Raw genomic sequence first — 12,406 nt, 5'->3', positions numbered from 1 at the left:
CATTCCCGCTGCTGCCTCGATCTACACGCCCCAGCCCTACCTGCAGGACAACTCGTTTTTAATCATCGGCGAGCGCCTCAACGCCAGCGGCTCCAAAAAGATGCGGGAGCTGCTCAACGCCGAAGACTGGGACGGCCTGGTGGCCCTAGCGCGGGAGCAGGTGCGGGAGGGATCCCACATCCTGGACGTGAATGTGGACTACGTGGGCCGGGATGGCGTGCGGGATATGCGGGAGCTGGTCTCGCGGCTGGTTACCCAAATCCCAATTCCCCTGATGCTGGATTCTACCGATTGGCAAAAGATGGAAGCGGGCCTCAAGGTGGCGGGGGGCAAGTGCCTGCTCAACTCCACCAACTACGAGGATGGGGAAGAACGTTTCCTAAAGGTGCTGGAGCTGGCCAAAACCTACGGCGCCGGGGTGGTCATCGGCACCATCGACGAAGAGGGCATGGCCCGCACCGCCGACAAGAAGTTCCAGATTGCCGAGCGGGCCTATCGCCAGGCGGTTGAGTACGGGATCCCGCCCTACGAGATTTTCTTTGACCCCCTGGCTTTGCCCATTTCCACCGGCATCGAGGAAGACCGGGCCAACGGGGCAGCCACCCTGGAGGCCATCCGCCGCATCCGCCAGGCTTTCCCGGAGACCCACATTCTCTTGGGCATTTCCAACATCTCCTTTGGGCTCTCGCCGGCAGCCCGCGTGGTGTTGAACTCGGTGTTTTTGCACGAGTGCCGTGAGGCCGGGCTGGATGCCGCCATCGTCAGCGCCGCCAAGATCCTGCCCCTGAACAAGATCCCCGCAGAGCAGCAGCAGGTGTGTCGGGATCTGATCTGGGATCGGCGGCAGTTTAACGCCGTTCGCGTTAGCGGGACGGAGTCCTCGGGCATTTGCACCTACGATCCTCTGGCGCGGCTGACGGAGCTGTTTGCGGGCGTTTCCGGGAAGGAACTGCGCTCTGGCGGATCTTTTGCAGATTTACCCCTGGAGGAGCGGCTGCGGCGGCACATCATTGACGGGGAGCGGATTGGCCTGGAGGAGACCCTGGCGGAGGCACTGCAGAAATATCCTCCCCTGGAGATCATCAACACCTTTTTGCTGGACGGCATGAAGGAGGTGGGGGAGCTCTTCGGCGCTGGCAAAATGCAACTGCCCTTTGTGCTGCAGTCGGCAGAAACCATGAAAGCGGCGGTGAAATACCTGGAGCCCTTCATGGAAAAGGTGGGAGGGGAAGTGTGCAAAGGCACTCTTTTGATTGCCACCGTCAAGGGGGATGTCCACGATATTGGCAAAAACTTGGTGGACATCATCCTCACCAACAACGGCTACAGGGTAATTAACTTGGGCATCAAGCAGCCGGTGGAGAACATCATCGAAGCCTATGAAAAGAGCAAGGCCGACTGCATTGCCATGAGCGGCCTGTTGGTGAAATCCACGGCCTTTATGAAAGAGAATTTGGAGGTGTTTAACGAGCGGGGCATCACGGTTCCCGTCATTTTGGGAGGGGCGGCCCTCACCCGCCGCTTTGTGGAAGAAGACTGCCGCCAGACCTACAAAGGCCAGGTGATCTATGGCCGCGATGCCTTTACTGATCTGAACTTTATGGATCGGCTAATGCAGGCCAAGGCTGCTGGCCGCTGGGATGACCGGCTGGGTTTTCTGGACGACCTAGAGCTGGGATCCCCCTCTGCCAACGGCCAAAAAGAAGCTGCTTCCACTCTTCTAGAGGAGACAGATCCCACCCTGCCTGCTCCAGAGGTGACTGTGGGTGCTACTCCTGCCCTTGCCATCTCGGCTGGCAACGGCGGAACGGAGACCCCACCCCCAGACACCCGCCGCTCTGAAGCCGTTGCCCTGGAGACCGAGCGACCCATCCCGCCTTTCTGGGGATCCCAGGTTCTCACCTCAGATCAGATCCCTTGGCCGGAAGTCTTCTTCTACATCGACAAGCAGGCCCTGGTAGCCGGCCAGTGGCAGATTCGCAAGCCCCGCGACCAGTCGGCAGAGGAGTTTGCCGAGTTTATCGCCACCCAGGTGGATCCGGTGATCGAGCGCTGGAAGGAGCGAATCCTGGCTGAGGATCTGCTGCACCCCCAAGTGGTCTACGGCTATTTCCCGGCGCAGGCGGAAGGAAATACTCTAATCCTGTTCGACCCGGCCAGCTTCCCCGAGCTGTTTTCCCTGGAGCCAGGCTCCACCACCTATTTCCAACTGCCCACGGTGGAGCGCCCGCAACTCTCTCCAGGGGTGCGGGAATTGGCCCGCTTCACCTTCCCCCGCCAAAAGAGCGGCCACCGCTACTGTATCGCCGACTTCTTCGCCGCTCGCTCCACAGGATTGGTGGATGTTTTCCCCATGCAGGCGGTCACGGTAGGGGCAGAAGCCACCGCCTATGCCCAGCGCCTCTTTGCCGAGGGCCAGTACACCGACTACCTGTATTTCCACGGCCTGACCGTGACCTTGGCAGAAGCCTTGGCCGAGTGGTGCCATGCCCGCATCCGGCGGGAGCTGGGGTTTGGCCACGAAGATAGCCCCGACATCCGCAAGATCCTGCATCAGGGCTATCGGGGATCCCGCTACAGCTTCGGCTATCCCGCCTGCCCCAACATCGCCGACCAACGGGTTCTGCTGCAGGTGCTCCAGGCCGAGCGCATTGGCCTCACCATGGACGAAAGCGATCAATTGGATCCGGAACAGTCCACCACCGCCATCGTTGCTTACCATCCGGCAGCCCGCTACTTCAACACTTAGGCTTAGGCCCTCATCTCCAACCTCTCTCAGGGGGAGAGGGGGAACTGTCGAGAACGGCTAGCGGGATCCCAGGCGGGAGCGGCTGTTCGCGTCAGCGGTGCGGAGCACTCCGCAGGGGGAAGCCCACGACCAAGATCAAGGTAACCAGAATGATCAAGGTGGAGAGGGCATTGATTTCCGGGGTAACTCCTCGTCGCGCCGTGCTGTAGATCAAAATTGGCAAGGTCAGGCTCTCCGGCCCACTGGTAAAAAAGGAGATGACAAAATCATCTATCGAAAGGGTAAAAGCCAGCAAAGCGGCAGCTTGGATCCCTGGCATGGCCAAGGGCAAGGTGACATAGCGTAGCTTTTGCCAGGTGTTTGCATAGAGGTCATAGGCTGCTTCTTCCAGGGCGGGATCCAAAAGTTGGAGACGGCTGCGCACCACAATAGCCACAAAAGCAATCTGAAACGTAATGTGGGCCAAGATCATCGTCCCCAGGCCCAGCTCAAACCAGCCGGTGTAGGCGCGCACCACTTGGTAAAACAGCAGCAGCCCAATGGCCATCACAATATCCGGAATGGCTACCGGCAAGAGCAGCAGCCCCTGCACCGCCTTTTTGCCGGGGAAGTGGTAGCGGTAGAGACCATAGCCCAAGAGGGATCCCAGCAGCGTGCTGACCAGGGTGCTGACCACGGCCAAGACGAGGGTGTTCTGCGTCGCCTGCCAGATCGAGGCATTCCGAAAGAGAGCCAAGTACCAATCGAAGGTAAAGCCCGTCCATACCAGCCCAAAGCGGGCGCGGTTAAAGGAATAGACCGCAATAAGCAGAATTGGCAGGTAGAGAAAACCATAGATGGCATAGCTGACTCCCCGCAGCCAGGTGGGTATCCTTGCCAACATTCGGCCAACATTCGTGTGTGGTATCTCAGTTGTCTCTATCCCACTGTAGAGCAGACCGCCAAAATTGCAGCAACTCCCTAGGCTTTATACACCCGCCTACAACCCTGTCCATCACGCTAAAGTCCGTTATCAATGGGATATCAATGTGAGGTTATCTGTGGCTGGATTTGTTGAATTGATGATGGGATCCCTGAAGCTGTAAAGACGGCAATCAAAGAACGTGAGCCAAACGAAATGTTTTGCTGTTCGCGTTAGGGGGACGGAGTCCTTGCCTTATTCGGGCAACCCGATACCTGTGACTGGGAAATTGGCAGCACAGGCATTCCCCAACGCCGGCAGTGGGCACTTCCGCGAGGATTGCTAAACTTAGGCTCGGAGTGGTGTGAAAAAGCTGCAACCCATGCCCAAAAGCAGTTCTGGTCGTCTTCGAGAAAAACAAAATCCAGAGGAACCGCACGCGAAAACCAAGGGTATGTCTCGGCCTGTCGGTCGCGTCAGCGGGACGGAGTCCAAACCGTTGCGGTGGGGCAATACAGCCTACTGGGAGGCGGTTGGGTTGATGTTGCTAGGGATCCTGCTGATCGTCTATCGCTGGCGGGGCACCCTGCTGATGTTGATCAATCCCGGCTACGTGAATGTGGCGCTGTTGGCCGGGCTGTGTCTGTTGGGCTTGGGGATTGGCCGTTGGCGAGGAGCCAAAGTTGCCTCTTCTGAAGTCCATGCCTCACTATTGGGGCCGCGGCTGGGCGCAGGACTGTTGATCCTGACGGCCCTGCTGGGGTTTTGGGTCGAGCCACGCCCGCTCTCCAGCCAAACTGCCCTCAACCGAGGGGTATCTCCCTATCTGGGAGCATCTCGTAGCCAGCCGCAGGCTTTTCGCCCCAAGCTCGACCCCCGTCAGCGTACTCTGCTGGACTGGGTGCGCACCTTGGATGTTTACCCGGATCCCTACACCTATGAAGACCAGCCGGTGCGGGTGCAGGGGTTCGTCATTCCTGACGAGCGACCCGACCACTTTGTTATTGCCCGGTTTTTGGTTAGCTGCTGTGCTGCCGATGCTTACCCCGTGGGCTTGCCGGTGCGCTGGCCAGAGGCAGAGCAGTTAACTGCCGACAGTTGGCTGCGTCTGGAGGGGCGCATGGCCGTGGAGCAGCGGGATGGCCAATCTCAGTTGGTAATCGCTGCCGAGCAGGTGGAGCCGATACCGGTGCCGGCCAATCCCTACGCCGACGAGTGAGAGTAGGCGCTCAGATATCGGTTTCGCTCAGCTTGGCGCTCAGGTAATCGAAGGGCTCGGCCACAAAGCTATAGTCTTCGCCGGAGCCAAGCAGCTCCAGAGTGCGGGTTTTCATGTTTTGAATGCCAATCACCGTCGGGGCGATGGGCACGCCGAGGGAGTTGTAGGTCTCCCGCAAGCCCGCCAACACCCGCTCATCCAGAATGCTGTTATCGGCAGCCACCAGCGCGTAGGAAGCGTAGCGCAAGAAGTAGTCCATATCCCGCAAACAGGTGGCATAGCGGCGGGTGGTGTAGGCGTTGCCTCCCGGACGAATGAGATCTGGCACCTGGGCGAACATGGCCGCAGCAGCCGTTTTGACGATATCCACTGAGTTGAGATTGATCACGTTCACGGCCTTGATGCGCCGCAGCCCCGAGTCATAAAAAGCCTTGAGCGCATCCATTGCCTCCCGATCCAAGTAGCGGCCCGTCAGGTCGTAGGTTTTGATCAGTGTGGTTACGGCATCCCGCATATCCCCAGCTCCATTCTTGTGACTTTATTTTGTAAAGTAGCTTGAGATGAAAAAATGAGAAGAGATTTTGCCGGACAACATCCAAAGGTCAACCTTGGAAAATCGAGCCAGAGCCCGGCAACGGCGACGCTTCAGGCTCCCCTTCGCCCTCAGAAGTTTAGCATGCAGGGGTTTCTTTCCCGCTTCCCCCTGAGACAATGGCCAATGTTGTTACGAAAATGTAACTTTTCTGCAACACTCTAGGGATCCGGCGACAACACCCGCAGCGGCTTGAGCTGACCTGCCTGACCGTACCCCAAGCCCAAAAACTTGCCCTCCTCATCCAGCACCCGCAAAGTAGGGGCACCGATAATGGGCCGGTCGAGGGGAATGGCCTGACCCTGCAGCCACTGCTCCGCTTTGGCGGAAGAGAGTTCTACTGCCTCCCAATCGGCAAATCCCCACTCAATGGGCAACAGGGCGGCAGCGGGATCCGCGGATCCCTGCCATTTCTCCAGGGGCAGGCTTTCTGCGATGCGAAAGGGGCCACTTTGCAGCCGTCGCAGCCGGCTCATCAGCCCTCCACAGCCCAATTTTTCCCCCACATCGCGGGCAAGGGCACGAATGTAGGTGCCGGGGCCACAGGCAACTTCCAGATCCACTTCCGGAAAGTCTCCGGCTCGCCAGCCCAGGATGCGCAGTTGCCGAATGACCACCCGTCGGGGTTCCAACTGGAGTTCCGCAGCCTCCACGCCGGCACGGGCCAACTGGTAGAGCTTTTTCCCCTGGCGCTTAAGGGCGCTGTAGAGGGGCGGCACCTGCCAGATCTCGCCGGTAAACTCCCGCAAGCACTGCTCTACCTGCTCGCGACTCAACCCAGGACAAGGGGATCCCACCCGGATCTGCCCTTCGGCATCGTCGGTGTCGCTGCGCTGTCCCAATCGGAAGGTTGCTTGATACACCTTATCCCCCGACAAAAACGACAAAAAGCGTGTTGCCCGTCCCACCGCAATCGGCAAAACCCCCGTTGCCGCCGGATCCAAGGTGCCCCCATGCCCCACCTTGCGGGTGCGCAAGACCCGCCGCACCACTGCCACACAGTCGTGGGAGGTGAGCCCCGCCGGCTTGTCCAGGTTGAGAAAGCCCTCCAGGGATCCCATGCCAGGCATAATATGCATCAACAGTTAAGATTTGTAACTGAGCTGCCCCAGCGCTTAACATGGGGTTAACTTCCGTCTCCAAGTTTGAAGCACCTATGGCTCAGTCTGACCTGTTCTTTCAGCCTATCTGGCAACGCCTCCTGATGATTGCCCCCTTTTTCCTGTGGGGCTCGGCGATGGTGGTGATGCGAGACGCCCTCTCCGAGACCACCCCCCTCTTCATTGCCATTCTGCGGTTGTTGCCGGCAGGGATCCTGGTTCTGGCCTTTCGGCTCTGGCAGGGGCGGGGCTCTGCGGCCTCTCACGCCTGGCATCCCAGAGGGCTGCGCGGCTGGCTATGGGTGTTGGCGTTTGCGCTAGTGGACGGCACTTGTTTTCAGGGATTTTTGGCCCAAGGGCTGAAAGAGACAGGGGCAGGCCTGGGATCCGTGCTCATTGACTCGCAGCCGCTGGCGGTGGCTCTGATGGCCACCTGTTTTTATCGAGAGCGGATGGGATCCCTGGGCTGGCTGAGCCTGGGGCTGGGGGTTTTCGGCATTGGCCTCATCGGCCTATCCGGCGAGGGATCCCTGCAGTTGGGGGCCGGCGTCGTTTGGATGTTGATGGCCTCCCTGTCGATGGCCATCGGCACCGTGATGATGCCCAAGGTGGCGGAGGTGGCGGATCCGGTGCTGGCGACGGGCTGGCACATGGTGTTGGGCAGCCTGCCCTTGATCCTGCTGTCAGCACTAACAGAAACCCAGCAATGGCAACACCTGAGCGGGATCCACTGGCTGGGCCTTCTCTACGCTTCGGTGATGGGGAGCGCCTTGGCCTATGCCCTCTTCTTCTATTTCGCCTCTCAGGAAAACCTCACCGAGTTCAGCTCCCTGACCTTCCTCACCCCCATCTTTGCCCTGCTGTTTGGCAGCACCTTTCTGGGGGAATCGCTGACGCGGCTGCAATGGCTGGGAGTGGGCATCACTCTGGTCTGCGTGTATTTGATTAACCACCGGCAAGAATGGCAGGAGCGCCTGCGCCTGGGCTGGAAAGGGATCCTCTCGGAGCTGGGTTTGGATTGGCTGGTGAGCGCCTTCAGCACCGTCGAGATCCGCGATGGCAACCCCGACTGATCAAAGCTTGGGCAGGGATCCCTTAGGGGGGCAAGAACCCCATGGCCTCTCTCACCCTTTGTAGCGTTTGCTCGGCGATGGCCCGGGCCTTAGCGGCATTCTCCCGAATCAGAACGAGCAGGTGGTCGGGGTTGCTCCACAGTTCCCGGTAGCGCTGCTGAATGGGCTCCAGGGCAGCGATGATGCTGTCGGCAAGGAGGGGCTTGAACTGCCCCCACCCCATCTCGGCACACTCAGCCGCCACCACCTCCTTGCTTTTGCCGGAGGTGAGCATGTAAATCGTCAACAAATTGTGGGCTTCGGGACGAGCCGGATCGTCAAAAGTAATGCCCCGAATGGGGTCGGTCTTGCATTTTTGGATCTTCTTGCGGATGGTATCCGGGTCATCCAGCAGATGAATACGGCTGAAATCCGAGGGATCCGACTTGGACATCTTCCGCGTACCGTCGGTTAAGCTCATTACCCGCGCCCCCTCCGGACGAATCAGGGCCTCCGGGATCAGAAACACCTCTCCAAAACGGTCATTGAAGCGGCGGGCAATATCCCGACACAGCTCAATATGCTGCCGCTGATCCTCCCCCACCGGCACATACTTGGGCTGGTAGAGCAAAATATCTGCCGCCTGCAAAATCGGGTAGCTGAACAAGCCAACGCTGGTCTCCTCCCCCTGTTTTTCCTTCTTCTCCTTGTATTGGATCATGCGCTCCGCCCAGTTCATGGGGGTGATGGTGTTGAACAGCCAGGCCAGCTCCGTATGGGCAGGCACATGGGACTGCACGAACAGCACACAATGCTCCAGGCTGAGACCGCAGGCCAAATAAAGGGCAAACAGCGAACGGGTTCGCTCCCTCAGCAGCTTGGGATCCTGAGGGACGGTGATGGCGTGTTGATCGACGATGCAAAAAAAGTTCTCGTAGTGCTCCTGCTCGGCCACCCAATTCTTAATCGCCCCCAAGTAATTGCCCAAATGCAGTTCGCCAGAGGGCTGAATGCCAGAAAGGGTGCGCGGCTTGGCCATAGGGAAAGCAGATCTCAAACGCCAACAAGACGGAGGACAAGAGCAAGGAAAGTCTTTTTCAGGATATCAAGAGAGGCGCAACCCGTTGGTTCATGATGGAAGGAAGATGCCCAACCGCACACCATGTCAGACTCTGAACCCGAACTGTTACGTGCTGCCAACCACTATGTGCTGCTGATACCGGGCTTGCCGGAGCAATTTCTCAGCCCCGAGGAATTGCAGGAGTTTCTCATGCGGCTGTTGCAGGAACATCCCCACTTGGTGGATGCAGATCTGGCCCGCTATCCCACCCCTCAAGCGCAGGCACAGCGGCTGATCGACACCGCCTGTGAGCTCGAGGTTTGCCCCGGCGAAACTGTGCAGTGGCATCCTGTGCGCCTGAGCAAGCGCTCCTCGACACGGTCTTAACAGGCTCGGAAGTTCCTTGGCCAAGCCGTTCGCAGCCTCGTTGCAGCAGCGTTGCAGTTCCCCTGCCGTAGCCTGAGACAGAGCCCTCATGGAGTTGTGTTTCGGATCCCGCCTTGGGCATGATACAACGCAAGAAAGAAATCCTGAGTTCTAAGTTCTAAAAGAGGTCAGCCATGCCGCGCAGCATGAAGAACGACAACTTCATCGACAAAACCTTTACCGTCATGGCCGATCTGATCCTGAAGCTGCTGCCAGGGGTGAGTTCCGAGGAAAAGAAAGCCTTTGCCTACTACCGGGATGGCATGGCCGCTCAGAGCGAAGGAGAATATGCCGAGGCCCTAGAAAACTACAGAGAAGCCCTTGCCCTGGAGCAAGGGGAAGAAGACCGCAGCTACATCCTCTACAACATGGGCCTGATCTACCAGAGCAACGGCGAACTGGACAAGGCTCTGGAGTACTATCACCAAGCTCTGGAGTTGAACCCAAGACTTTGCTCTGCTCTGAACAACATTGCCGTGCTGCTGCACCACAAGGGCGAGCTGAGCCTGCAAGCCGGGGATGAGGAAACAGCAGAGGCCCTGTTCAACGAGGCTGCCCAGTACTGGATTCGGGCCATTCGCATTGCCCCCAACAACTACATCGAGGCCCAAAACTGGCTGAAAACCACCGGGCGCGCCAACCTGGAGGTGTACTGAGCTTTCCTGCAGAAGGACTCCGTTCCGTTAACGCGAACGGTTGATCTCGGCTACCCTGGGCTAAGTCAAGTCGATAATCTGGGAGCCGGAGGAGAGGATGCTGAAACGGGAAGAAGTCCAACATGTTGCTCACTTGGCTCGTCTGAAGCTGACCGAGGAGGAAGAGATCCAGTTCACAGAGCAGCTAGCAGACATCTTGGCCTACGTGGAGCAACTGAAGGAGCTGGACACGGAGGGGGTAGAGCCCACCTTTCACGTCCTGGACATGGAACTGCCCACCCGCCCCGATGAAGTCGAGCCCTACCCGGATATCGAAGGGATCCTGGCCAACGCCCCTGATCGAGCTGACATGTTCTTCAAGGTGCCTCGCATTTTGGAAGAAGAAGACTGACATGGGTCGGCAGGGATTCGAACCCTGGGCCAATCGGTTAAAAGCCGAGTGCTCTACCGCTGAGCTACCGACCCAAGTTTGCAGCCTTATCATGGTAGCAAAGCTCTCTGGCGAAATCCCAAGAAATTTTGCTATGCTGGTCTCAAGTCAACCCTGGGGCTGTAACGGTTTCGACGGGGTGGCGAACATGGGTTCATGATGCAGGTCGGGATTGAGCTTCTCCCGTTACCACCAGGCTCAAAACAGTACGTGCGAACAACGTCGTACCCTTTGCTCGTAAAGCAGCTGCTTTGGCTGCCTAAGGCTCAGTAACCGAAAACTTACTCTGAGCTCGAGGATCTGCTCACGACCCCGTTAAGTGGGCGGATCACAACCCCAACGGGTGCAGCTCTCTACTCCGGCTCCGTCGAGGGAGAGACTAAGATTAGGCGGAGAACTCCCATCGCTGGGATCCAAACGGCGATCCCCGCCTCGAGGGTCAAAGAGGCTAAACCTGTGAATGAGTGATCCCTCAGTACCCACCTCGGACACGGGTTCGACTCCCGTCAGCTCCATCTCCCAGCAGTTAACTACGAGCCAAAAACTGCCAGCTTTCAGCCATGCCCTAGGGGCAGATCCTGCTCAGTTTCTAAAGGTTTTACGGAGCGTGGGCGAGTTTGATGACAAGGTGCCGGTTTTTGTCCACCGCAACCCAGCCCTGCTGGCGAAAGCGGTTTAGGAGACGGGTAATGGTGACCCGGGTAGTGCCGATGGCATTGGCCAAGTCCTGGTGGGTAAGGCGCACTTGCAGGCGCACCCCTGTTGCAACCGGGGATCCCAGCTCCACAGCCAAAAGGGAGAGCAACTGGCGCAGCCGATCCTCTACCCGCCGCCGTCCGGCCAAGGCGAGCAATGCTTCGGTTTGGCGCAGCCGACGCACCACCTGCTTGAGCAGCCCTTGACTCAGGATCTCTGAGGCTTCCACCTCTGCTGCCGGCAGCCGCAGCACATCAACTGCCGTCAAAGCCTTAGCTTGGTAGGGATCCAGCATCGTCAGAGGGGATCCCAGGGGCATGGAGGGGCCGGCAAACCCCAACAACGCCTCACCGCCATTGGGATAGAGGGTGGTCAACTGCACCACCCCCCGACAGACGATCACCCATTCATCAGGAAACAAAGGGATAACCTGGCCAGGAGTGTAGGGGGATAAACTGCGGCTGCGGTAGAGGTCTTCTAGCAGTTGGCGCTCCCGTGTGGACAGGCCGGCAGCAAAATGGCTAGGCATCGCTTCAGGCATAGGCTGGCTCCGCTAGGAAAACTGGGCGCACCAGTCGTTGGGCTCCCCCTTGCAAACCAACAGCAATGGGCTGGCCGTCAATGCTGAGGTTGGGGCATGAGATAAGTGTTCCCGACAACACCTTAGCGCTTGCCTTCCAGCCTGAGGTAAAGGCAAAGTTATGCACAGGTTAAGTGTGGCTGCCTCGAGAGAAGAGACAAAAGGAGAACCCGGCAAAGCTGCAGGGATCCTAATCCGCTAGGATCGAAACCAGGGTGCTCCGCACCGCCGACGCGAAAGTGTTCAAGCCCTCAGGAGATCTGTCGTGACGCTGATGGTTCGTGTGATTACCCCCGACCGCACGGTTTGGGATGCCCCCAGCGAGGAAGTGATCCTCCCTGCCACTTCGGGCCAATTGGGCATTCTCACTGGGCACGCCCCCCTCTTGACCGCCATCGGCAATGGCGTTATGCGGGTCAAAGCCGATGGAAAGTGGTTGGCCATTGCGGTCATGGGCGGATTTGCAGAAGTCGAAAATAACGAGGTAACCGTCCTGGTCAACCGAGCAGAGCGGGGTGAAAAAGTGGATAAGGCAGCGGCTCAGGCCCTCTTGGACGAAGCAAGCAAAGTTTTGAATACCAGCAGCGACAAGCAAGAGCGCTTGCAAGCCAAGTTGGATCAACAGCGAGCCAGGGCCTTGATCCAAGCTGCCGAGATGGGCAGCAAGACTGGAAGCTGACCCTGTCCCGGCGCGGGATCTGCAGATGGAGCTCAAGCTGCAGGAGAGATGGAGGGGCTGAGGCGCAGCCAGGGGGCCATTTTCGATCTTTGGGGATTGGCTTTGTTAGCTAGACCGGCGGGAAGCCCCGCCTTCTGTTAGTGACTAGTGGCTGGTCACTATCCACTCACCACTATCCAGGGTAAGGGTCGGGATAAAAGGCGAGGACACGATGCTTCGTCCTTACTGGTGCTATGACCGGCGTAGCAGGATTTTATACCCTCATC

Annotated in this window: 12 protein-coding genes, 1 tRNA gene and 1 other RNA gene; 8 read left to right on the top strand and 6 right to left on the bottom strand. The window is 58.5% G+C overall.

Going from position 1 to position 12,406, the window contains the following annotated elements:
* The coding region (metH, locus tag NW840_RS04770) for a methionine synthase (RefSeq protein WP_414342696.1) at positions 1-2,749 on the top strand (2,749 nt) is incomplete at its 5' end.
* A 91-nt stretch (positions 2,750-2,840) separates the two neighbouring features.
* Here metH and NW840_RS04765 read toward each other — a convergent pair.
* A complete protein-coding gene (locus tag NW840_RS04765) occupies positions 2,841-3,632 on the bottom strand; it encodes an ABC transporter permease (RefSeq protein WP_414342694.1) in 792 nt (263 codons plus the stop codon).
* 472 nt (positions 3,633-4,104) lie between these two features.
* Here NW840_RS04765 and NW840_RS04760 point away from each other — a divergent pair, with 472 nt between their 5' ends.
* Positions 4,105-4,869 carry a TIGR03943 family putative permease subunit gene (locus NW840_RS04760; protein WP_414342692.1) on the top strand — a complete coding sequence of 255 codons (765 nt, stop codon included), beginning with the start codon at positions 4,105-4,107 and terminating at the stop codon, positions 4,867-4,869.
* Positions 4,870-4,879: 10 nt separating this feature from the next.
* On the opposite strand, the gene apcB is transcribed toward NW840_RS04760, so the two are convergent.
* Positions 4,880-5,383 carry an allophycocyanin subunit beta gene (gene apcB, locus NW840_RS04755; protein ID WP_011433791.1) on the bottom strand — a complete coding sequence of 168 codons (504 nt, stop codon included), beginning with the start codon at positions 5,381-5,383 and terminating at the stop codon, positions 4,880-4,882.
* Between the two features lie 239 nt (positions 5,384-5,622).
* On the bottom strand, positions 5,623-6,522 hold the full coding sequence (gene truB / locus NW840_RS04750; RefSeq protein ID WP_414342698.1) for a tRNA pseudouridine(55) synthase TruB: 900 nt from the start codon (positions 6,520-6,522) through the stop codon (positions 5,623-5,625).
* Between the two features lie 95 nt (positions 6,523-6,617).
* Between truB and NW840_RS04745 the strand changes: the two genes are divergently transcribed.
* Positions 6,618-7,634, top strand: coding sequence for a DMT family transporter (locus tag NW840_RS04745; RefSeq protein ID WP_414342691.1), 1,017 nt, complete (start codon positions 6,618-6,620; stop codon positions 7,632-7,634).
* A gap of 22 nt (positions 7,635-7,656) precedes the next feature.
* On the opposite strand, the gene trpS is transcribed toward NW840_RS04745, so the two are convergent.
* Entirely contained in the window at positions 7,657-8,652 is a 996-nt protein-coding gene (trpS, locus tag NW840_RS04740) for a tryptophan--tRNA ligase (protein WP_414331708.1), read from the bottom strand.
* A gap of 123 nt (positions 8,653-8,775) precedes the next feature.
* On the opposite strand from trpS, the gene NW840_RS04735 reads away from it, so the two are divergent.
* The 3 genes from NW840_RS04735 (at position 8,776) to gatC (ending at position 10,146) form a co-directional block, all read left to right on the top strand.
* A complete protein-coding gene (locus tag NW840_RS04735; RefSeq protein ID WP_414342689.1) occupies positions 8,776-9,060 on the top strand; it encodes a chlororespiratory reduction protein 7 in 285 nt (94 codons plus the stop codon).
* 173 nt (positions 9,061-9,233) lie between these two features.
* The gene (locus NW840_RS04730) at positions 9,234-9,755 is read left to right on the top strand and encodes a photosystem I assembly protein Ycf3 (RefSeq protein ID WP_414342688.1); all 522 of its coding nucleotides are present in this window, start codon (positions 9,234-9,236) and stop codon (positions 9,753-9,755) included.
* A 97-nt stretch (positions 9,756-9,852) separates the two neighbouring features.
* Positions 9,853-10,146: an Asp-tRNA(Asn)/Glu-tRNA(Gln) amidotransferase subunit GatC gene (gatC, locus tag NW840_RS04725; protein ID WP_414342686.1), complete on the top strand. Its 294-nt coding sequence runs from the start codon at positions 9,853-9,855 to the stop codon at positions 10,144-10,146.
* 2 nt (positions 10,147-10,148) lie between these two features.
* Here the strand turns inward: gatC and NW840_RS04720 are convergent.
* A tRNA-Lys gene (locus NW840_RS04720) sits at positions 10,149-10,220 on the bottom strand.
* A gap of 81 nt (positions 10,221-10,301) precedes the next feature.
* Between NW840_RS04720 and ssrA the strand changes: the two genes are divergently transcribed.
* Positions 10,302-10,703: a transfer-messenger RNA gene (ssrA, locus tag NW840_RS04715) on the top strand.
* An 80-nt stretch (positions 10,704-10,783) separates the two neighbouring features.
* Here the strand turns inward: ssrA and NW840_RS04710 are convergent.
* Complete coding sequence (locus NW840_RS04710) at positions 10,784-11,422, bottom strand: Crp/Fnr family transcriptional regulator (protein WP_414342684.1); 639 nt, start codon at positions 11,420-11,422, stop codon at positions 10,784-10,786.
* Positions 11,423-11,726: 304 nt separating this feature from the next.
* Here NW840_RS04710 and atpC point away from each other — a divergent pair, with 304 nt between their 5' ends.
* The gene (atpC, locus tag NW840_RS04705) at positions 11,727-12,140 is read left to right on the top strand and encodes an ATP synthase F1 subunit epsilon (protein ID WP_011433800.1); all 414 of its coding nucleotides are present in this window, start codon (positions 11,727-11,729) and stop codon (positions 12,138-12,140) included.
* Positions 12,141-12,406 lie beyond the last annotated feature (266 nt).

The organism is Synechococcus sp. R5-13 (genome assembly GCF_047462015.1).
In the GTDB taxonomy this organism is placed as follows: domain Bacteria; phylum Cyanobacteriota; class Cyanobacteriia; order Thermostichales; family Thermostichaceae; genus Thermostichus.
Note: the sequence above shows the minus strand (reverse complement) of the source record. Positions and strands in the feature narration are given on the sequence as shown.